General features: G+C 56.8%; 14 protein-coding genes and 1 pseudogene. 9 read left to right on the top strand and 6 right to left on the bottom strand.

The genetic code is table 11. The features are described from left to right. The first annotated feature begins 189 nt into the window (after positions 1 to 189). Positions 190 to 2406 (top strand): IPTL-CTERM sorting domain-containing protein, encoded by a 2217-nt coding sequence (locus tag ACPEE1_RS09155; protein ID WP_232539491.1) that lies wholly within the window; start codon positions 190 to 192, stop codon positions 2404 to 2406. Between the two features lie 581 nt (positions 2407 to 2987). Here ACPEE1_RS09155 and ACPEE1_RS09150 read toward each other — a convergent pair. Then, positions 2988 to 3554, bottom strand: a complete 567-nt coding sequence (locus ACPEE1_RS09150) for a hypothetical protein (protein ID WP_182344399.1) — start codon at positions 3552 to 3554, stop codon at positions 2988 to 2990. Positions 3555 to 3824: 270 nt separating this feature from the next. On the opposite strand from ACPEE1_RS09150, the gene ACPEE1_RS09145 reads away from it, so the two are divergent. The 4 genes from ACPEE1_RS09145 (at position 3825) to ACPEE1_RS09130 (ending at position 12062) form a co-directional block, all read left to right on the top strand. Then, the gene (locus ACPEE1_RS09145; protein WP_423936058.1) at positions 3825 to 9098 is read left to right on the top strand and encodes an ATP-binding protein; all 5274 of its coding nucleotides are present in this window, start codon (positions 3825 to 3827) and stop codon (positions 9096 to 9098) included. An 828-nt stretch (positions 9099 to 9926) separates the two neighbouring features. Beyond that, positions 9927 to 11300, top strand: a complete 1374-nt coding sequence (locus ACPEE1_RS09140) for a hypothetical protein (protein WP_423936056.1) — start codon at positions 9927 to 9929, stop codon at positions 11298 to 11300. Positions 11301 to 11308: 8 nt separating this feature from the next. After that, complete coding sequence (locus ACPEE1_RS09135; protein WP_423936054.1) at positions 11309 to 11713, top strand: hypothetical protein; 405 nt, start codon at positions 11309 to 11311, stop codon at positions 11711 to 11713. A gap of 1 nt (position 11714) precedes the next feature. After that, positions 11715 to 12062, top strand: coding sequence for a hypothetical protein (locus tag ACPEE1_RS09130; RefSeq protein WP_423936052.1), 348 nt, complete (start codon positions 11715 to 11717; stop codon positions 12060 to 12062). A 120-nt stretch (positions 12063 to 12182) separates the two neighbouring features. On the opposite strand, the gene ACPEE1_RS09125 is transcribed toward ACPEE1_RS09130, so the two are convergent. Beyond that, positions 12183 to 12650, bottom strand: a complete 468-nt coding sequence (locus ACPEE1_RS09125) for a hypothetical protein (RefSeq protein ID WP_423936050.1) — start codon at positions 12648 to 12650, stop codon at positions 12183 to 12185. 147 nt (positions 12651 to 12797) lie between these two features. Continuing rightward, positions 12798 to 13421, bottom strand: a complete 624-nt coding sequence (locus tag ACPEE1_RS09120; RefSeq protein WP_423936048.1) for a tyrosine-type recombinase/integrase — start codon at positions 13419 to 13421, stop codon at positions 12798 to 12800. A gap of 159 nt (positions 13422 to 13580) precedes the next feature. On the opposite strand from ACPEE1_RS09120, the gene ACPEE1_RS09115 reads away from it, so the two are divergent. The 4 genes from ACPEE1_RS09115 (at position 13581) to ACPEE1_RS09100 (ending at position 15398) form a co-directional block, all read left to right on the top strand. Beyond that, positions 13581 to 13865 carry a DUF6881 domain-containing protein gene (locus tag ACPEE1_RS09115; protein ID WP_423936046.1) on the top strand — a complete coding sequence of 95 codons (285 nt, stop codon included), beginning with the start codon at positions 13581 to 13583 and terminating at the stop codon, positions 13863 to 13865. A gap of 21 nt (positions 13866 to 13886) precedes the next feature. Next, entirely contained in the window at positions 13887 to 14216 is a 330-nt protein-coding gene (locus ACPEE1_RS09110) for a DUF7660 family protein (protein WP_423936044.1), read from the top strand. 138 nt (positions 14217 to 14354) lie between these two features. Then, a complete protein-coding gene (locus ACPEE1_RS09105; protein WP_423936042.1) occupies positions 14355 to 14855 on the top strand; it encodes a hypothetical protein in 501 nt (166 codons plus the stop codon). 333 nt (positions 14856 to 15188) lie between these two features. Further along, positions 15189 to 15398 (top strand): hypothetical protein, encoded by a 210-nt coding sequence (locus tag ACPEE1_RS09100; protein WP_423936040.1) that lies wholly within the window; start codon positions 15189 to 15191, stop codon positions 15396 to 15398. A 180-nt stretch (positions 15399 to 15578) separates the two neighbouring features. On the opposite strand, the pseudogene ACPEE1_RS09095 reads toward ACPEE1_RS09100, so the two are convergent. From ACPEE1_RS09095 to ACPEE1_RS09085, 3 genes and pseudogenes are all read right to left on the bottom strand, one after another. Further along, positions 15579 to 15701 (bottom strand): annotated as a pseudogene (locus tag ACPEE1_RS09095) (IS3 family transposase); the annotation flags it as partial. 169 nt (positions 15702 to 15870) lie between these two features. Beyond that, positions 15871 to 21408: a DEAD/DEAH box helicase gene (locus ACPEE1_RS09090; protein WP_423936038.1), complete on the bottom strand. Its 5538-nt coding sequence runs from the start codon at positions 21406 to 21408 to the stop codon at positions 15871 to 15873. Between the two features lie 11 nt (positions 21409 to 21419). Next, positions 21420 to 22496 carry a hypothetical protein gene (locus tag ACPEE1_RS09085; RefSeq protein ID WP_423936036.1) on the bottom strand — a complete coding sequence of 359 codons (1077 nt, stop codon included), beginning with the start codon at positions 22494 to 22496 and terminating at the stop codon, positions 21420 to 21422. Between the last annotated feature and the right edge of the window lie 3 nt (positions 22497 to 22499).

The following is a 22499-nucleotide window of genomic DNA, read 5'->3' as shown; positions in this document are numbered from 1 at the left end:
CATATATATGTTTCTACGTGTGTATAAAATGTTAAAAGCAGGGGTACAAGTATCCCCAAGTGTCACGGTCTACTTGAGGGGACAATGTTGAGTACAAAGCTTTCAACGTTCGCGACAGGCGCTTATTTAACCGCAGTGTCTATGGCGTTTAGTCATGCGGCTGTAGCTGCCTGGGTACCAAGCGCCCCCATGTTGACCGAGCGTGCGCAGCATGCAGGCGCGTTGCTCGATGATGGCACCTTTGCGGTGTTCGGAGGAGTTAACCGCACCGGATTCGTTACTACAGCAGAGCGGCTGACAGGCAATACGTGGAGCGCAATCGGCTCCATTGGCATTACTGGCAACGTAATGGAGGCAGTGACACTGGGTACTGGCCAAGTGCTTGTGCGCGCAGACGGTAGCCGGCAGGCTCGTCTGTACTACCCAGAGTCCAATTCTTGGTCAGATGCGGGAGTTCAGAGTGTTACGCGCAGCATGCCCTCCATGACACTGCTGGCCAATGGCAAAGTTCTTTTGGCCGGTGGGGTGAGCAGTGGTGGTGTAAGAGAGACTTCGGCGGAAATATATGATCCTCGAACTCGCACGTGGACAATGACTGGCAGTATGGCAATGGGAAGAAACGCCCACGCCGCCGTGTTGATGTCTGACGGCCGTGTATTGGTGGCGTCGGGTTTCGGAGGAGCTGGAGAAGTCCTGGGTGCAGAAATCTACGATCCTGTTGCAGGCACGTGGTCACTGGCCGCACCGCCCCTGGTGCCGCGCCACTATGCAAGCATGAATCTACTGCCTGACGGGCGCCTGCTACTGGCGGGGGGATTCACATCCGCTGGTGTGACCAATCATGCAGAACTCTATGACCCGGTCGCCAACACTTGGACAGCCACTGGTTCTTTAATTTATCCGCGCAACGGCACGATGGGCTCTCCAATGGCGCATGCAACCGTACTGCCGTCCCGCAAGGTATTGATTGCTGGCGGCTCAGACGGGGCACGCAATGCCCAGGCAGTGGCGGAAGTTTATGACCCTGCAACTGGCACTTGGTCCAACTCAGATGCAGTCACTCAAGCGCGGGAAAATGGAACAGCGAATCTTTTGCCAAGTGGCGAGGTGCTGATTACGGGTGGTTTCAGCTCGAATCCCAGCTTGACTTTTTTTGCGAACACAGATCGCTATCAGCCTCCTGTGCCGGTCAGTACTCCAGCCGTGCTGGATCCCCTGCCGCTTTTGCAACGGCGAGGGGGCGTACTGACTCTTACAGGTACTGGGTTCAAGGGCGCTGGAGGTACCGACGTACCGAGACTTGAGCTACAACGTGTAGAGAATGGATTCATCTACCAGATAGGTTTTACTTCTCATTCAACGACACAGTTCGTGTCGACGCCGTTGCCCGATCTGCCTGCAGGGCTGTATATGGCGCGCCTGATTGTGGCTGGCGAACCCTCTACGGTCGCCCAGTTAGTTCGATTCACCGATCCAGCAGGTGCGCCAACGGGCACTGCGGGTGAACTGCAGATCGCCGTAAGCTGGACTGCACCAGCCGATGATCGAGGCAATCCTCCGGTCGGCTATGAAGTGACTTCCAATCCAGCGAGTGCAGGCTGTACCGCAGTCGCGCCAGAGACACAATGCACCGTTAGCGGGTTGACCGCTGGTACGGACTACACGTTCACCGTGCGTGCCAAGCACGCCAATGGCCTGGGGCCAGAGTCCACATCTTCTCCACCTGTGACGCCCCTTGCGGCACCTGGTCCTCAAACCATCAACTTTGCGCCACCAGCGCCGCATCAATTTGGTACGACCTATCAGCCGCAAGCTACAGCCACTTCGGGGTTGAGCGTGAGCTTTGTGGTCGATTCCGGGCCTTGTGTAGCCCAGCAGCCATCAGGCCCCATCACATTCGCTGGTGTTGGAAGCTGCACGATTCGTGCAACGCAACCAGGCAACGCCGCTTATCAAGCAGCGCCCGACGTGTCGCATGTCTTGGTTGTGGAGCAAGCGATGCAGACGCTTCGCTTTAACCCGCTTCCGCCCTCGACTGTGCAAGTGGGGGCGCGCTACACACCCGTTGTAGAGGGGGGCGCGTCAGCAAATCCTGTTATCGTTACGGCAAGCGGTGTGACCAATCAGCAGCGCCTGATGCAAAAGGCCGCAGGCGACGTGTGCACGCTTGACGCAGGCACGGTGACCTTTGGTGCAGAAGGCACCTGCACGATTACCGCCACACAAAATGGAAACGCCAACTATGCACCCGCACAAGCTCAGTCTTACGACATCACGGTAACGCCCGCTGCGGTTGTGACACAGCCAACACCGGTCCCGTCGCTGAGCCAGTTAGCGCTGATGCTGCTTTCCGCTGCAATGGCGGGACTAGCTGCCATTGGCTTTCGTCGCAAACGGCTAAATTGATGGCTATGTCCCCGTTGAGTGTGGAAAAACGCCAATAGCTGTGAGCTGCAGTGACTGGCGGGATCCTCAGATGCTGTGTATCCACTGGGGCCATTTATAGAGAGCTAAACGTTAGCTTCTTGTTTTGAAAATTTGCACTGAATTTCTTAGTTTGTGAGGCGCGAGCATGGGAGTGCGAGCTGCACAAAAGAGCTTGGCGATGTTATGTATCGGTTCTGACCGGCGAAGACTCCTTCGCAGCGACTGCTGCCCTTCGGTCGCAGCGGTTGGCCGTATCTTGTTGGCCTCCATCCGGTCATTGCACCATCCGCTCAACGACCAGACGAACGCCCGGTCCGAGAGGTGCAGCAGTCATTCGTGGCAACGTGACGCTCTCCGAGGACGGAGCCCACAGATGACCGCTGCCGACAATGGTGGGCTCACGCTACGACCCGTTGTTGTCGTTCGTGTCGACCAGCAAACGACCCTCAGCCGATATTTACGCCGTCAATTAGGCCTCGAGGAAGCAGACATTTGACCCGTCGGTGTTCGGACGACCGCAAACGGTCCAGGGGAATAAACCGATCCGCGGCAACGCATACTCACAACGCAGCAATTTGGCCTAGGGCTAGAGCGTTGATTTCGTCCGACGGATCGGTAGGCCAAACAGGCTTAGACGCTTCGATCGCAAGGACCCCACTGGCGCAAAACCAGTCGGAATCAACCAGGGCGCCGTAACAAGCAGCCTGCCAGCTATTGAGGTAAGCCGCTTGGCGCGAGCCCTGCATATCTCGGCAATGTGCTTTCACCGCGGCTGCCCCACCTGCGAGGTGAAGGTCCTGGAGAGACTGGCGATTGTTAATGAGCTCTTCTGCCGCGTGCGAGGCGTAAAGCGTCGGCAGCTTGAGGGTATCTAAATGAGCTCTGACGCGAGAAGCCCAAAGCGTTGGCCACTCCGAAGGCGGGTCAGCAAAGTACTCGAAAACTGGTTTACAGTCGACATCCAAAACACGGGCCTTTAGCCAGATGTCTTTCGGGACATCATCGTAGTAGGGGTGCAAGATCAGGTCTTTCGCCTCGATCGGCTGGAAATCAAGCTTGATCTTGTTGCACGCGCTGCATGCGGGAACTAGGTTGATCGGAGTGACCGCTACTGGTAACGGTCGCACAGCACAATTAACGCCTTACGCGTCGAGTAGTCAGAAGGCGCTACTATCCATGGAAGAAGCCTCAAATCAAGAGAGTACTGTGTGGAACACGTCCACGAGGTGCTGAAGGGCTGTTTTTTTTGGGTACGCCTGTCTGCGCCAGAATCGGTTTTTGCCTTGGAGGCGGAGTATCTAAAGGTGAAGAACGACAGGTCCACGCGAGACAACCAGAAAGACCTGACTCGATTCTAAAAGGGCAATCACTGGATGAATTCGCAACCGGCTCAGGGAATGACTGCAACAAGCACTGTAACGCAACGAGGTGCGCCTCCTGGACTAACAGGCGGTGAGGGCTTCAGCTATGAAGACACGGTTGCAGCGGTGTACGCGGTCGCCCTCTTGGGTGAGGCGCCAGCGCTCGGGCTCACGGCACGCTCGGTCATCCATGTGGCCGTGCAGCAGGGCCCGCTAGGCCAACCCTTGGATGACCTGGTTGTTCGAGCGCGGGGCGTCGACCAAGCAGTAGCCACCTTCAGCGCACAGGTCAAGGAGAGCCTCCGGATTAGCGCGGCGGACACGAACACGGATTTTCGCGAGACCATTGAGCGAGCGCATCTCACCGTGTCCGCACTTGCATTTCAGGTCGGGCAGGACAGAGTAGGTGTGGTTACCGGCCAGATTGCAGATGCTAGCCGACGGACGTTCGAAACTCTGTGCGAGTGGGCGCGGGATGAGAGCTCCACGGAAATACTTGTGCGCAAGCTCCGTACGCCGGGCGTGGCTGGGGACAAAGCCACACACTTCGATGTGGTTAGGGAGATTCTGACCAACCACGTGGCTTCGGAGCAGCTTGATGCAGCTGTCCACAAGCTCCTCGCGCACTTCGTTCTTATTCGCATGGAGCTCCTGGCCGAAGGCTCAGTGACGGAAAACAACTCGGTCGCTAACCTGGCCAACATGCTCGCACCCGCTGACCGAGGCCGTGCCGACGACCTCTGGCGCAGGCTCCTGTCGCTGGTGCGCCGTGCGGAGGGGCGTGCCGCAGGCTTTGACCGCAAGACGCTGGTCGCAAGGCTGAGTGGCGCGTTTCGCTTAGCTGGCGCGCCGAGCCTTTCAGGCGCGCTGCAGTCTATCGAGCAGGAGACGCGGCTGGCTCTGGGCGAGATTGCGAACGACATCCACGGGCTGAATATCCCGCGTGAGAGCAGCGTCACCCAGGTGGTCCAGGCGATCAGCGCCCCAGGACTGCTTCAACTCACTGGTCTGCCCGGCGTAGGCAAGTCGGTCGTCCTGCGCTTGGCTGTAGAAAGGCTGCTGCAGTCAGGCCCGGTGCTGCTCCTGAAGGCTGACCGCCTCCAAGGCAGTACGTGGGCGCAGTACGCGGCTGCTTCCGGACTACCCAACGTTGACCTTGAGGAGCTTCTGGTCGAACTGGGCGCAACGGGACCAAGGGTTCTTTTCATCGACGGCCTCGACCGAATTGAGGTGGCGCGGCGTGGCGTGCTCAAGGACGTGCTGCTCTCCGTCCTCAACTCCCCGCTGCTCTCAGACTGGCTGGTGGTCGCTACCGTCCGGGACACGGGCGCTGAACCCCTCAGAACCTGGCTGCCTGCAAAGCTGTTCAGCAGTGTGCGGACAGTGGAGGTAAGAGCACTCGATGATGCTGAAGCCACTCTGTTGGCTGACGCGGTTCCTTCTCTTGCCCCACTCCTATTTGGGAGCGAAGCCGTACGCAGCGTCGTGCGCCGGCCGTTCTTTGCAGCAGTTCTCGCCAAGAGCGTAGGCGCAGGCCAAGTCACCGCGAGTTCGGAAGTCGACCTTGCGCAGCTTTGGTGGGGTGGTGGAGGCTACTCGGCCGACGCGGCCCGGGTGCAATATAGGCGTGCTGCACTCGTTGGCTTGGCCAGAGAAGGCGCTGCTCGCTTGGGCAGGCGGATTCCTGTTTGTGGCATCGACCCGCAGGCACTTGTGGAGCTGGAGGCTGACGGAATCATCCGGTCTCAGCGGCTTGGTCACTCGGTGCAGTTTACACACGACATCTTCTTCGAATGGGCGTTCCTGCAGCTCTTAGTCGGGGAGGAGGAGCGATGGCCCGACTTCATGCGACAGGTAGGGGAGCCTCCGGCGCTTGGGCGTGTGGTCGAACTGCTGTCGCAGGCGGAGCTGCTCCTTGGGGAGAGCTGGGTCAGCTACCTACAACTGCTGGAGAGCAGCACCCAACTTCGGTCCCAGTGGCTGCGCGCTTGGCTCGCGGGCCCCTTCGGTCTCGAAACGTTCGAAGAGCACGCTGACGCGTACACGGAGGCGCTGTTCGAGGGTGACGCCAAGCGGGTGCGTCAGCTTGTCGTCTGGTACCAAGCAGCCAAGTCTCAGCCCGACTCCTCCGTGCTGACGAATGCAAACGCCACAGACTTGGACCTGGCGCAGCGAATGCTGTATGCCGACATGCTGAGCTACCCGGCTGACTTGCCGGCTTGGGTGAGGTTTTGCACCTGGCTCTTGGAGCACTCAGTCCGTGTTCCCGTTACGGCCATTCCTGACGTCGTCGCCGCCTTTGAGGTCTGGCAGAACCGGTTTCGGCGCCGCTCCAACCGGATTTCGGACTCCATCGTGCGTACTTGTCTGGCGTGGCTGTATCACATCCAGCATGTTCGCTACCGGGAAGACGGGGAACGAGACTATGAGGTGTGGCGGCAGCTGAGCGAAACGGGCTACAGCGACGAAGAGGTGAAGGAGCTCGAGAAGTCGCTGCGCTCCCTGGTCCTGAGTTCGTCCTTCGGGCAACCCGGGCTGGTGGCGCAGTACATCCGCGATTTGCAGCATCTACGGCGCATACCGCCTGGCGTTATGACTGCGGTGTTCAATCACGCGCCACTACTGTCGCAGGTCTGCCCTACGGAACTCATAGAGTTGACACTGAAGTTCTTGTGTCGGCAATTGCCTGTCGATATAGAACGGCAGATGCGAGACCAGGAGCATTACAGTATCTCGAGCGGATTCTCAAGCCTGCACGGGAATGCACCGGGCATCAGAGATGAGGGGATGTTCTCGCCGTCTGCGCCAACGCGGCAGCCATTTGCCGCGCTGTTCGAGCATGCGCCAGACGAGGCGCGGCGGCTCGTTCGAGAATTGTCGAATTACTCCATCCGGGCCTGGCGCCAATATCATCGACTCTCGCGCGATGAGGCGACCCCGATTCCTCTCGTCCTTGAGTTCCCGTGGGGACGGCAGGTCTTCTGGGGGGACTACCAGCGTTACATGGGCGCGCGTGGCAATTGGGCGCCTACTGCGGTGAACTCTGGCCTCATGGCGCTTGAAGTCTGGGCTTTCGCGCAGTTGAAGGCCGATGTCGCAGCAGACGATGTGGTTCGCGAAGTCCTGGAAGGGCAGACCTCTGTCGGGGCATTGGCTGTGGCGGTTGCAGTCAGCCTGCAGGCACAACAATGCTCCGCCACCACCCTTCCGATTGCGACCAGTCAGAGGCTCTGGCACCTAGACGTCAGGCGCAGTGTGGAGGACTTAAGTCAAAGCAACCTGATTGGATTCTTCAGACCGCATGACATGCAGCACGCTCGTGCTGTGAAGGCCGGCAACGACCTCGCGATTCGGCAAACGGACCTGCGCTCGCTTGCGAGTCTCATGCTCGTGCGCGGCGGGGAGCTTGGGGACCGAGCGGCCACGGCCATCCAACAGTTCCCGAATGACCTCCCCTTCGAATTCGTTGAGGAGCGTGCCAGCGACGCGCACAGGAATGACCTGCACCGCACCGCCGAAATCTGGGCGGAGAACGGCAAGCCTGAGAACTACCACGCCAAGTTGGTCGAAGACGATTCGAGGATTGCCATCGTCATAGACAACCCCCAGTCGCGAAGTGCAGACGTCCAAGAGATTGAGACCAAGCATGCTGAGATGGGAAGGCAATTTCAGCTGTTGACATGGGCCGATTTTTACTTTGACAATGGGTCGCTCAAGCCGTCACTGACCATCGATGAAGCTGTGGCAGCGGCCAAGCAACTATACGTCGGGGACTTGTTCAATGAAGGACACCCGAGCGGTGACACGCTGCATCAACTTCAAGCCGCTGTGGCGGGCGTAGCGGCCGTCGTTGTCTCTGAAGGAGCGTCGGAGCACTTTGAGTGGGCGGCCCAAACCTGCGTATACGCATCGAAGACGCCTCACGCGCACGGCAATCTCTTCGTTCGTGGAGCGCATCTCATGTTCCATCCTGTGCTCTACGTGGCTAAAGGATTCGGCGCGCTGCTCAAGACATTGGAAGGTGAAGACATCCCCGCTGTGCAGCAGTTGCTCATTCAGCTCGTCAGCCATCCGTACGAGGAAATCCAGGTCATGGCGCTACAGGGCATGCTCCAGGCGTGGGAAGAACATCCGAACATTGCCTGGGAGGCGCTGCGCGTCGCCACTGAGCTCGCCTTCGTTGAAGTGCGGTATGGCCATGCAGCCGAGGACGCCCGCCAGGAATACCTTGAGGAAGTTTTGACGGGTTCGATGAACAGGGTGATAGACGGCGCTGCTCCGCAAGACGTGTTGCCCTCGCTTCCCGAGCCGTGGGTCCCAATTCCTGCGGAAGACACGCCGAAGGAGGAAACCAGCCGATACGGTCGACAACGGAATGAGCCTTGGAGAACGAATCCTTTGCAGGTGGACACAACCTTCCTAGCGAAGGTGCTCGAGACCATACCGTTAAATAAAGCTGTTGGGGACCGGAGGCACGCAGGCGAATTTCTCGCTTGGTGCGAGCGACTGGCAGCATGGACCATTGAACGCATCGCGCCATTCTGGACAACGAACAGGCGAGGCTTGGAGGAGAACGCGTCATACCTGTACGAATGGAAGCGGAGCCTCTTTCAGTTCCTCGCCAAAGTATCCCTTCTCCTGCCTACTGAGGAAGCCGACCGTCGCTTCCTGCAAAAGGCCGCAGCCGCCGACGACGAAACGTACTGCGAACTGGCGGAGGGATACGTCTGGGAGTTGGCGGCCGCTGTTGCCGACAGTGCAGCCATTCCGGAGAACGCATTGCAACTTTTGGCCGTGGCCCGTGACCGCGCGCTTCAGTCATGGGAAGGGGCTTGGCGCGTCGAGCGGGAACTGGCAGACATCGTAAGGGAGCTTTTTTTCTCCGTGAATCTTAGCGCGAAGACACCTGTGCGCTTCGCGAACAACAACTGGAGCGATGTTGGAGTAGTCATCCTTCTGGTTGACCCAGTACTGCGTGCGCGAGGCAGCTCGCGACTTGTGGCGGAGTACTGGATGCAGCTTTGCGAAAGGAGCCTAGAGCACTATCCTGTCTACCACTTCGTGAGCAGCTTACAGCACGTTCTACCCGACGCGAACCGACGAGCCGAGTGGCGCAGCTCGGAGTTGCCAGCTAGGCTAGCAGGGCTGATTCAAAGGTTCAGCGAGAAGGTCCCCTCGATGCCGCACGCCATGGCACAAACCATCTTGCGAGCGCTCGACCAACTCGTGGACATGGGCGACCGTCGAGCCGCGGCTGTGCAGCAGAGCGAGATTTTTCGTTCGGTACGATTCGAAACAGCGGCGCCATAAAGCATCGTTCTGTCCAATCGAACACTTTCTGGACCGTTCGGAGGCTGTCTCAACCACACTGTAGGTGACAGTAAAAAGTGAGAAAAGTGGCGAATATGCCGAGGTGCTGTTGCGGATAAAACCAAAGGTCGCCTGAGTGATGAACTCGAGGCGACTTCTTTTTTTAATGCACTAGGCCTACACCTTGCGGCATAGCGTGTCCTTGTCCAAGGTCCGCTATCGGCCAGGAGCAGTCAGCCGCAATGCACCTCCGGTCGGCGGCTTCAGGCTGGTTGCCGCCGCTGAGCTTTGGCGAGCCTGTGACCGCTGCCTCCGATACCAGAAGTTGACCCGCTGTCTGATCAGACGTCCGCTGTACGCCTCAAACCGGAAACTCGTTGGACGCAATGTGCCAGACAACCTGAACGGCAGCTTTCGTAAGCTGCGAACTGGTGCTGCCGACCCTGAGCCGTCGGTGGACAGCAGTACCTCAAAGCTGCCGTTGATTCAAAGCAGATGGATCGGTGCCTGCAGAGCACGCAGTAGGCGAGCTCGGTTGGGCTTACTGTCACGCTATAGTTTGCCAACTTAACACTTGCCGGGTTTCATGAGAAATTTGCATATGTCTATTTATACAGTAGTCTGATTCGCAAGCCAACAGACAAGCGGGTTTTGAGGGTGTTTTCAAAAGCTGTATCGTCACGCCCCGAATGTATCAACCATGTTTTTCCGTCTACATTGAGTCGGGCGTCACAATAACTTTTGTCGTGCTTCTCGGTCGCCTTCTTGCCATGGGACGCAAACGTCTACCAAACCAATCTGCCAACCGCCCAGACTCATCACCCAAATATGCTCATTCGACCAAGACTCACGGACCACTTCGGCATTCACAAGAGCCAAGCTGAACTGGATTTCGCGATTCAGTTTCTAAATGAGGACATTCCGCTCTACCTCGACCCGTTCTTGCTGTGGAAATCACCCTCACAGCAAGACCAAGCGCTTCATACATCGATCACTAACTCGTTCAACAACCTGAACTATCTCGTCAAGAAGGGGGCGGAAGATAAGGCGGCCGCCACACTAATCACGCTGTCCGAGTGTTCCGAGGTCGGACTCGGAGTCTCGAAGACGCGTCAAGGAAGCCGAATCGGTAGCGAGCAGGCGCTAGAGGCCCTGCGTCTATTCAATGATATACCAGCGTATAGCCAATATGGCTTCACTCACTTTGAGGTGATTCAGCTATATGTTGCTGGAATCTCAAAGGATCGAATCAGCGACATTGCTTGCAACTATCTCAAGTCCTTTCTTGTCGACTACACCATCGAGCAGTGCGAAGATTTAGGCATTCCCCTTCAAGCTGTTACCCTTCCGACACTCTACAACTATCGCAAGAACGCGTTCGATGAGTTGGCCAAGGTCAGGCTCCCAGTCAACCCCGTCAATGGAGAGCCGCTCATATTCACACCCAAACGCTGGCTTCGATTCTCCCCATGGATCAACTTTGACGACTACTTCAAGACAGCCTGCCCGCGAGATGAGATCTTCAACCCGGATGAACCAGTCGATAGAGTAAAAGTACTAAAGTACAATCGAGACAATTATGATGCGGTCGAACGTTATATTGACCTTAAGCACAAGGAAGCTGCGGATTGTCGGAACGACCCTCTGTTCAGTCAGATACCTGTCCTGTCCGCGCGCCGGAAGCTAAATGACCTACTTAAACTCGAATCAGGCAAGGGCGACAATGCCGACACTCAGTACGAGACGCTATGCACCGACCTGCTTGCGACGCTCCTGTATCCGCATTTGGACTTCGCACAAGCGCAAAGCCGAACAGAGTCCGGTAGGCACGTTCGCGATCTCATCTTCTACAACAATCGAAGCATAGACTTTCTTGACGAGATTTTCTCCGACTACGGGAATCGCCAACTTGTATTCGAGATGAAGAATGTCGCAAAGATCGATCGAGACCACATTAATCAGCTGACTCGATATCTACAGGATGGAATCGGAAAATTTGGCGTCTTCCTAACCAGACATGAGCTTCCTAAGGCAATGTTTTCAAATACGATTGACTTATGGTCGTCGCAGAGAAAATGCATCATTGCACTGACAGACAGCGATCTGAAACTGATGGTCGATGTCTACGAGAGCAAGCAGAGAACGCCGATTGAAGTTCTAAAGAAGAAGTACATTGAGTTTCGCCGCAGATGCCCCTCTTAAGGACCACAATGAATACAGACGATGTTGATCGATTCGAGAAGATTTTCGGACAGCTTACAGGTATTTACGATGAAATGTCACTGCTATCAAAGAAAAGTCCAACCGATGCTGTAAACAAGTTCAAGCTCAAGTTCGTCAATCAGCAGATTACAGAGTGCAGTACTATGCTGTCCACAAAGTACCGTCCATTCGACGACTTTGATCAATTCTCAGAGGACGACGTTCCACAGAATAGCGATGTTGTCTTCATAGTCGCGCAGTATCTTCAATGCATGGAGAAGCTTAGAGCTGACAACGTAGTCCAGCGTAGCGGCACTTGGTTTTGGAGGGTAAAGGGCAAAAAGGGTGAGCCAGTTGACGAGAAGGGCTTTGCCTTAGTCAGAACCACAAGACCGAAACATCTAAGGGAATGAGATGGCAAAAAAAGAGGCAACAACGACAGCCACGAAGGCTTCAACACATGATGTTATGACTCCTCTTCTGGCAGCAATGTATGAAGAGTTCAAAGAACTATCAAAGAAGAAGCCGGAGTCCGCCGTAAGCAAGAGCAAGTTATTCATTGCCAACCGACTTCTCGAGAAGATCCGAGAGGTGTTAGCAGATGAAGAGTCAATCCAGTTTCTTGATTTACTGAACGAGGATGACGTACCGCAGGTTAGCGATGTAACGCTGATCTTTTCGCAGTACGTAGCCGCCATGCAAGCGTTCAAAGGCAAGTATCACGGATGGGACGGCTCTACACACAGATGGTTCACCAAGTAGCGACGCGGTGACGCCTAACCCCTCGCTCAAGTTGATTCGCTACAGCAGGCAGCTTAGCTCGAGCGTTGAGCACCCGCTTTCCTTTGAGTTGACTGGCTGCTCTTGGCCGGTTCTAGACAGTTAGAAATTTCGCTGTTGAGAAGCGATGCGCAAGTCACGAGTTTCCGGATACATGCGCTTGAACCTCTTTTCAGCCTCCTCCGGAAGGCCGATTAAGAGTGTTGCACTGCTATCCCAACAGACAACCTCAAACAACGCATCATCGAGCTGCGGAGACACCTCGACACCCTGCCAATATAGGGGGTTGTTATCCACATACGGTGCTTGCTCGACATTTCGGCGGTAACCGATAGGAAAGGCGCTAAAGACCGCCCAAATGAACTGAACGGTACGGGTAGCCAAAAAGTTTTCCAGTTCTACCCCAGGAAGCCATCTGTCGGTGTCTGAGAATTCGTCGCTGCCGCAATTGGTTTCGATATCGCTGATGTACCAATCAAAATCAGACGCATGAAGCCCCGTGGCCTCAAAAACCAAGCGCATGTCCGTGTAGAAGCGAACTCTTTCTGTCCGTTCAAGAATGAGGTTCATAGCAGTGGGTACAGCAATCTATTCATTGGCATATGCGAACATAAATGACCGCTTCTGGCCGAAATCTCCAATTCGCCCCGACACATGATAGCTGCCGTTCAATGCAGCCACACCGGGGCTAGCTCGGTGCGGCCGTCATTGAGCACTTCAGATTTCCGTCTGTTCCGAGATTTCCAGTGCATCATCGACCTCAATGCCGAGGTATCTTACAGTCGACTCGAGCTTGGAGTGTCCTAGAAGCAGTTGAACCGCCCTAAGATTCTTGGTGCGCCGGTAAATCAGCGTTGCCTTTGTCCTGCGCATAGAGTGCGTGCCATACTCGGCACGATCGAGGCCGAGTTCTTCGACCCAGTGCCCGAGGATCCGAGCGTATTGCCGGGTGCCCAAATGAGGTGACTCATGCAGTCGGCTAGGGAACAGAAAGTCCTCGGACTTCAGACCGACTTGCTTGATCCAAGCCTGCAAAATGTCCCGCGTTGCCTGCGTGATCTCGAACTGGACCGGTCGCTGTGTCTTATGCTGCATGACGACGGCGCGAGAGGCGACCTGGTCTCCATGGCACACGTCTCGCACTCTTAGGGCGACGAGGTCGCAGCCGCGCAGCTTGCTGTCGATGCCCAGGTTGAAGAGGGCGAGCTCGCGCACCCGCGATTCCATCTGAAGCCGGACGCGCAGCGCCCAGATATCCTTCGGTTTGAACGGCAGTTTTTGCCCAACGATCTTGCCCTTGTTCCACGGCTCGCGATGCGTGGTGTTGTCTGTGGATTCCATGATGGTCTCCCGTCGAGTTGAGGGACCCTCATAATGAGCTCGCGAGCGTTCAACTACGAGACATGCACCGGGCGCCCTCTATATGCTGGAGGGCAAGTTCCCGGGGACGCCGCGAACTGGCAATGCCGGCCAGTATCTGACATTCAACCTCGACCCACAATGAACAAGCTAAACCACTACATCGACGTAATTTGGCATCATGAGAGCCTTGATGATCCCATTCGATTGGTGTCTGAGCTGGATCCTAACCGCTTCGAATTGCGCAAGCTGGAGTTTTTCCGTGATGGAACCGTGGGTGTTGCAGATTGCGATCGCGAAACATCACAAACAAGGCTCGGGATTGTTGCGATTCCAACATTGGATGAAATCAACCAAGACCGACAATTCGTAGCCATATCTATCAATCGGGAAGTATTTGAGCATCTATGGTTTCGCCATGCTTAGGCTATGGGAAGATGGCCATTCGTGACTAATTTTAAAAGTATAAATGCTGGAAAAATAATGCACCCAGACCTCGAAACACTGTTGAGCCAAGTCGTAGATGAGCGATCATTCCGCATATTCCTCGACGCATTGGCGACAGATTTTGCCGAGGGGCGTGACATCGAAGTGTTCCAGCCAACTAACCCATTTGGCACAGGTGCACTCGGCTGGGAGCACAAATCCATAGACGGATTTCTAGGCGCAGCTGCCGCTGTTGGGATAGACCGCGCGATGGTCGATTTGAGGGGGGATGCAAACAACCCTTGGCACATTTGCGCAGCAATTCTCTATGGCGCGAAGCACTATGAGTAGTAACAGTTGCAGTATCTCCACCAAAGGCTGCCCAATGGCAGGCGCGGTTTAGCGAAGAGCGGGTGTTCAATGTCCTAGCTTATGTTGTTTGAGCGATAGTCGCATTTGTTTAGCGTTTAGATTCAGTTAGGCAGCGGTATGGAGTCCATCAAGCGCGTTCTGACCCTATGGACCATCGGACTAATTTCATCCGATGCGGTCATTGCATGGGCGGACGAACAAATCCTTGTATCCAGCAGTCCGGCCTACGAGCTTCTGGAGCTATCGGCTTATGGTCCTGAGGCTTGCCTAAAGCGTCCGGAACGTGACTTTTTTGCGCGCCCCCTCTCACTCTCCTTCGTCGAGCTACTGTCAGCCTTGGCATTGGCATCTGATGCATCGTCTGATTCAGTTATGCTGGGCCTTGCCCGGTGGGCGGCGCATCATGCGATGGGCGAGGATCTAGACGATCCGTTTGTCATGCTTGGTTATCGTCTAGACCATTTGTTGAATGATTGCAACGAACTATCCCGTGCGGTACAACTCCTTCGTGCAGAGTTGCCCCTCATGCTTCCCAGGTGTCAGTCTATTGCTACTCCACTCCTCGGTAAGGTGCCTAGCAACTCGTTCAAGCCGACTCCGCTTCGCGGCTCGGCTTAATTCAGGTGTTAGTGACGGTCTGCTCAGGGTCGATATGAGTCTGTCGGTGCGCGCAAAAGCCGTCACTCGAGGCGGTGTGCAGAGAACCGAACTGCCGAATGGCCAGTTCCGTACATGAAGCGGACACTCAGAACTGGCGGAGCTCAACGACAGATGTGGGCGATTGCTGCCGTTGAGGCCCTGGATCGTGAATGACTCAGATCAGCCTGAAGCTGCTCTTGAAATCGTGGCAGCCAACGAAAGCTTCAGTCTGAAATCTGACCTCGCGGTCTGCGATCTGCCCGCTTCAAATCGACCATGATAGTCGGCATACGTTGTAGCTGGACACTCTTCATGGTGAAGAGACTCATTACCTGCTCCATCATCCGCCTGTCGCTGGGCGAGAAAGGGGCGGCCGTCATCACGGCGGCCGATGGTACGGCCACCATCACGCCTGCAGCCGGCCCCAACCAACTGCTGGCCATACGCCGCGTGCCGGTGGCGAACGATCCGCGCACCACCAGCATGAGCTGGGAGTACCTGCTGGCGTTCGCGGCGCATTGAGCAAGCCCGGCGAAGCAGATGTCAGCCACGCTTTGCTTGGTGTCAATATGGGTTCACCGTTCGCTTACCGAATTGTGCCGTAGAGGAGCGCCTGGACACGCGGCTGGCGACCTGTCATCGGTGCCGGCGGAGTTGTCAGATCGAAATGGACTCAGTGTTCAAGTGCACCCGGAATACGCAGTTCACCCACAGTTGATTTGGCCTATCGGCCTTGAACTGGCGGTTGACCCTCTCCCGCGGGCAGGGTGCTTTGCTGTCGCTGGTGGTGGTTCGCACGACCTTGCCGCACATCACCCCGCGCAACCAAGTTTTCCAAGCCAGTTCTAGCAATAGGACCGCGTCCTCTAGCCTCGCGGCTTTTGCACCAGAGGAGGAAACCCCTCCTGGAGCATCCGTGAACTGAATTAGGCCCATTTCAGGCGACTCATATTGAAGTTATTTGGCCAAGCGCAAATGGCTCAAACGACCAGCGTCAGGCCACTACTTCGTCTCTTACTCGCTGGCACGCAGCTGGCAGGTGGTGGCGCACGAGCAGTTCGTTAACCACGACGACAGTCCAGCCACTGGCTCCACTCAACTTCTCGAACATCTCCTCATCCAACGGGACCTCACCCGACAGCGGCGCCGCTAAAAGGACGGCTACCTTGCTTCCGTTTGCGCGAGTTGCCACCAATGGAACGGTTCCGACATTGGGCACGACTACGTTCCCCTCGTATGTCTCCCCGTCAGCCTGTTGGGCCAGCGCACTCATGAGTAGGTCGGTGGCAGCGCCAATCCGCGCCGCTTCAAAGCCAGGGATGTCACCCGTCTGGAGATGTCCCAAAAGCTCCGCGCCTACATGACGGTCGAGAAGCCGATGCTCAATCTTGTTCTTGAAGCTCCTGAGGCATCGATAGCAGGACGAATCGCAGCCCCCAGGACAGTTCCGGACTGCATCTAGGGCAAGCGACAAGAGGCGCGGCGCCTCCAGTGACGCTAGCCTAGAGAACCCTGCACCGCCGGGAAGTGTGTCGTACAAGAATATCTCCGCTTGAAGGCCTTCGCGACCGAGCGAATCCTCCGTGATTGCCGGCCGGTACTCGGCCAGAACCTCGCCAGGTTCTACGCCGAGCATTGAGGCGGCAGCCTTTGCCAATGCCTCGCATGCGGTTCGAAGCGCCACGTTTGTTGGGTAGGTTCCAGGCCGCAATTCCAAGGGCCTAGCCAGGCGGAGCGAGAACAGCGCTACGTCGGTAATGAACTTTGTTCCAAGAACCAAGTTCTTCGTCGCGTGCATACCATCGCAGTCCGGTTCATCGTCCGGGAATGGCTTGGTGTGCTGACCCCGAAGTTTTGGGGCTGGGTCTGTGTCAGCTTCTATGCACCCACACCATGAGCAATAGGTGTACCCCTTCTTCTCTGGTCCAGTGTTCGACACCAGCAGGTGTGGACGCGACGAATAGACCCGAACGCGCTCGTTTACATCGAGCCACGCCGCAGTCTCAGCAGGCGTCGGAATCATCAGCTTTGCACGAGTCGCATAGGCCGTGTCCGGCGAATCGTCAGGTGACGTGACTGGAGCGCGGTTGTACGGATGGGCGAACCCTGGGGGGCGCATCCAATACTGGGCTGGCCCAAACGTCTCTGTGTCGCCGCAGGCGATGCAGTTGCTAACTGTGCCCTTGGGAACTATCGAGACGTCCTTCGTCTCGGCGAAGCCGCAGGTACTGCACTCCCTATAAGTCATTCGCTCCTTGAATGCCTTCGTCCGTTCAGACCGTATTGGCGAGTAGACGGCCGCCGAGGTGTAGCACTTGTTCGCAATCCACACCTCCTTACCAGGCGCGTACTGAGACAGTGCAATTGGCAGACTCTGGCTTGGCGAGAACCTAGCTATATGCCTGAAGCTGTTTGAGCGTTCATCGAAAACAGTGAAGGTCGCAACGTCTGTCGGGAACGCGTACCGGGGGAGCACTCCGAAGTACAGCAACCGGTTCAAGAGCGTGGCGGGCGCCGCACCGACCGTTGGGCGCTCCTCACCTTCCTCAAACCCGTTCTCGCCGGCATCGACGTCACCTTCCTCGTCTGACTCCCTCTCGTTCCTTGGTGCCTCATCGTCGGCGATTGCTGTGTCGACTGCTTCCAGACAGTCCTCGGCCATGCCGGCCACAAGCCTCTCCTTAAGGTCGCCCAGCTCAACCGGTAGCCAGTCGCGAAGTGACTCTTGCAAGCGCTCCTTGTTCTCGCCGAGCCATGCCTCGAAGTCCAGGCGATTCAGTCGACCTGTATCTGACTTGAAGTCATGCACCGTGCCGAGGACCGAGAAAAGGTCGTTGGCTTCCCCAGGATTCACCTGGAGAACCCGCGACTGGTGGTACGACTGTAGGAGGAACGCGCGCACGTGACGTTGAGCGATATCGGCATTGGCCAGAGCCAACTTGGGGTCGACAACGCTGCCACTAACCATCGCTTGAGGATTGGAGAAATAGTGTTCATCGTGGCTGTCGGCACTTCCGAAAGAGACCACCGTTGCCACCGCGTTCCCACGACGACCTGCACGGCCCGCGCGCTGCTGATAGTTGGCCCGACCGGGTGGCATGTTCCTCAGAGCAACGCCTGAAAGCGCGCCGATGTCGATACCGACTTCCATCGTGGTCGTACTCGAAAGGACATCGATTGCCGTCGGGTTCTGAATGATGTCGTTCCAGACCAGTTCAACGTCTTGAAAGAGTAGTTCATGCTCCTCCGCTCGAGAAAACGCCTCCTCGCTACCTGCCGAGTTCAATTGAGCGGTGTGCTCGGCAGCGATGAGTGAAAGTAGCGGCGCTCCAGCCTTGGTCTCGATGACGGGCTTGCGGTAGTTGCCCTTTCGGGCCATGAAAGCCTCATCCGAATCTGGGTCCAGTACGGAGACGCGACTACTGCCGCAGTCAAGGCAGCGATGTAGTCTTGAGACAGGTCGATGAACCGACGTGCAAGTAGCGCAACGCTGCCAGGCTCCACCAAATCTCAGTGCTAGATTGCTGGCAAGGATTCGACGCTGACTCGCCTCGACCTGCTCCGTAAGTTCGGCCATTAGCTTCGGCAGCCATTCATTCGTGAAGCACTTGACCGAGTTCTTGTCATTCAGGAACTTCTTCAGAGGCTCAAAACTTCCCTTGTGCGACTGAACCGATGTTCCGGAGGACTTTGGCCGCTGCCACCATAGCTGCGGCATATCGCGCATCCAAACTCCGCCGCTGGACGCCCGCCACCAGCAGCGCAGCCATGCCTCTACGAGCTCGAGCTTCTCATTGGAAGTCTCAGCAACGCCTGCAATCATCGGAAGCTCGGAGAGCTTCTTTAGCTTGTCCCCTCTCAACGAAAGAGAAGCGAACGCCAACGGCTCAAGGCCTAGGTGCTTGTCGAACAGGGATTTGTAGATGTCTTCGAGCAGCGAAGAAGGCGCCTTGTTCGCCTTCATATCAATCCACAGGTTGAATAGGGCTTCGTCATCGATGTTTCCATCTGCCCTGATGGCCGCCCGCACCGTGTCGACGGCCGCAATTGATTCCCCCGGAATCAACTCCGGTCGCAATCTGACGTTTCTGGTTGCCGCTGCGAGCAGCACCGCCAGGTACGCATCATCTAGACTAAGCTTCGGTCGAATAGCCTCGACAGCTCCCAGACGCTCGAAGCCCAATACGAGCATTGGTCGCAGGGCGTCTCGCGTGGAGTACATCTGCAAGTTCGGCGCGAGTCTTGCCGCAACTTGCCGTGAATCTGAGAACGCAAGCACTTTGCGCCCTTGCAATGGAGCAAAGGCACTTCCCTCCTGCTGGCCTGGCGGCTGCACGTGGAGCTGGCGGGCGACAAGAGTCTGGAATGGCTGGTCACCCTTTGTCTGGTGGTCCTGCACGGTTGAATGACCGAACGCAGCAAAGCCGCCGCACATTCCGCACGGTACAAATTGCCCCCTGCTTTCAACGCGCGTGTCACGATTGCCGTCCTCGTCCGCCGCACCCGAACTTCTGTTCTTCCTCAGAAAGACCTCTCGAGTTCGAGAACCGCCATTTTTTGGGTCCAGCGCAGCCGTCACCAGGTCGAGCGTTTTCAGCTCGACGACGTCGGTCTTCAGCGGCTCCGTCTCGAGCATCAAGTCCAGCGGGAACAAAGGTTCAACCTCGCCAGTATTCAGCTTGAGCTTGCTCCCCGCATGACTCCAAAGATGGCGCGGGGATTCAACGTTGTCCGTGTAACCTCGAGCATAGGAAGAGCCACAGTTTCTGCAAGTGAAGTACTCGAGCACTTGAGCATCGCAACCACAGCGTTCCCTAGGTTGCGCGTACAGCTTCCCGCAACTACCGTTGCGTTCATCTTCCGCGAGCTCACTGCAAGCAGCATCCAGGCAAACCCATAGTCCTGGCAGCCCGCGGAAGAAGTTGTGAACACGGCAGGGCAATAGACCGGCAGCGGATGCCGTTGGCCTAGCAACGCTACTAAGTGCGAGAAGCGACGTCACGGCTCGGTCGCGAATATCCTCTGCCACTCCAGGGAACACGAGCCCGCCTAATTCTTCTAGCGGCGTCGCATTTCCCATGGTGAGGTTTATCAACTGCCCAAGCGGAGGAAACTCAGCCAAGGCATTGAAAAGGTCGCGCTCGACATCATTGGACTCCTCAGTACCGAGGTAAGTCAGCAACCTCTTTACCGCAAGCTTGCGAAGAGTCGGCGCGCCATAAAAGGCATCCAAGTCGACGGCCGCAAGAATCTTGGCGTCGGCCTCTGAACCAACGGTCGCAAACTCAGCAGTCGCAAGGTCTCCAGTTATCGGCACGAAGGAGTCCGACGGCGCGCCGGAGAGCTGCGCCCCGAACGAAGGGGCGTAGTTCTTATCGTCAAAGCTTGCGGTCGCACAAATGACCTGCAGTCGCTCAACGCCAATCCCAAGCCGTGCCCGCAGGCGACGGAGTAGAAGACCAACCTCTGCCCCAGGTGCGCCCCGATACAGATGCGCCTCATCCAGAACAACCAGGAAGGTCTCATTCGGATTCCGCTTCAGCCACTCTGCGGTCTTGTCGAACACCGCCCGTTCGATTGGCCGCATGAGCATGTACTCAAGCATCGAATAGTTCGTGACAAGCAGGTCTGGCGGAGCGGACTGCACCTCATGCCTTGTGACAAGCTCAACGTCAAAAGGTTTGGTTACTGCCCTCAGTGGCTTCTTGTCCTTATCTTCCCAAAGAGAATTCTTTGCTCCGAACCAATCCACCAAGTCCGGCTTAGCTGGCCACTTCCCCCGAGACTTGAGCTCGTTTTTCAGTCCAACAGCTAACTCGTGCTTTGGGTCATCGGCATTCTTCGTCGCTCGCTCGAGGTCCACATAGAACTCTTCAAATGACTTCAGCCGGGTCTGGTCCTTCTTTCGCGAACGGACACCAGCATAGGGAGTGCGACTCGTGTATCGAGCGAATCTTGCCGGTCTTCCCGACCACTTGGCGAACAGGTGCGCAAGACGAGGGTCGCCGAACATTGCCCGCATGCGACCAAGTTGGTCATTGACCAGTGCATTCATGGGATACAGGACGAGCGCCCGCATCGCATGCTGTTCTCCAAAAACCTTCGGTCGTTCAGAAGCTTCGCGCGCGAGCTTGCCCAGAATTGGAAGCAAGAAAGATTCCGTCTTGCCAGAGCCCGTGCCCGTCATGATGACGAGATTTCTGCCTTCGACCAGAGTCGAAGCAATTGACTTGACCTGATGCGTGTATGCAGGGTCGTGAATTACCTTTGGCTGGCCTTCGCTAGCAGTAGACAACAGCTCGAACGCTTCTCTTGCGCCCGCAGAAAGACCCTTGATTTCACGAAACATTCGCCCCGAGCGGTACTTGGGTGTCGATTCAAGGTAGGGAACCTGGTGGATTACGCCGGGCAAGTCGAGGAGACTTCGCCGTTGGCTGATGAGCTTCGGGTCCGCGATGTGGTACGTGGCTTCAATGTAATCCTTGAGCGATACGTGAAGCTGCTCGATGGTCTCGTGAATCGTTGAACTCAATGCTCTCTCCCTCAACTCGTTGTCTTTTTCATCCAGAGCTGCCGCTCCAGAAAGCTCGAGGCTTCGGCCACCAGGCCCTCTGAAATGTCGTAACTGCAGATGCACTTTCGACTTGGTACCTGCCGGCCGAACGCCAGCATGCGGCGATGCGCCCACTGCGGAATCGGGAACGTCAAATCGAAGTGGGCGACTTTGCCCGGCAAGGTCAGGCGGAACGCCTGTGGCCTTCCTTCAACCGCGTCCTTGGCGAGTTGAAGGCGCCAAGCTTCGTCGCACGCACGCAATGAACTTCCCGGCGATGGCAGGTGCGCAAGGCGCAGGAGCCGCCCGGCGTCAAGTGAGACTAACATCCATTGTGCAGCGCCAAAGGCCTTTGCCCGCTTCGCGATGAAGTTGCCCGACTGGCACGACGGCCGCACCCAACACTTCGAATAAATGCTGCCGCCCGCCACGAAAACCTCCATGTCAGCGCCGATGGCATCTCCAGGCTCGGCCAGCTTCATCTTCGCCAACGCCGCAGAAAGCAGGTCAGTTGCGGAGACGGCTGGCGGCTCCTTCAGCCATGCCTTGACTGACAACTCGCGCAGCCCCGCTGCGCGTAGCTTGGCAGCAAGCTCTTCCCCAGGCTTTGCCACGATGCGCCGCGATGCCCCGTCATAGCCGACTCGGCCATGTAGGTCAGGGAGACTGCCCCAACCCCCTTCATTCGCGAGCCCGAAAAGTTGGGCTACATCCTGAGAGAGCATCGCGAACGATGGAGGCGCAGGGAACAGGACTCCACGTGAGAAGAATTCAGCCTGCGTGACCTGACCCGGTTCGACAAGGTCTCCAGTCGCGATGAGTGCCTCGAGGACTGCGGAAAGTCTGTCTGCCAAATCCGTCGCAGGCGGAACTAGCCCGTTCAAATGGCGCTCAGCCTCTCTCATAAGGATGAAGGGCTGACAGGGACAATGCGACCACGCTACCGCCCGAAGTACCTGAGCAAGCAAGGTGTCGTCTACCGCGACGCTTGCGGCGACGGCCGGGAGGCCGAGTCCCTTTCTCGTCTCCGCGACCACCGCGTCTGCAGTCAGCAAGGTCATGGTCATTTG

Origin of the sequence: Comamonas sp. 23, assembly GCF_049601575.1 — a bacterium.
GTDB lineage: Bacteria > Pseudomonadota > Gammaproteobacteria > Burkholderiales > Burkholderiaceae_C > Comamonas > Comamonas squillarum.
Note: the sequence above shows the minus strand (reverse complement) of the source record. Positions and strands in the feature narration are given on the sequence as shown.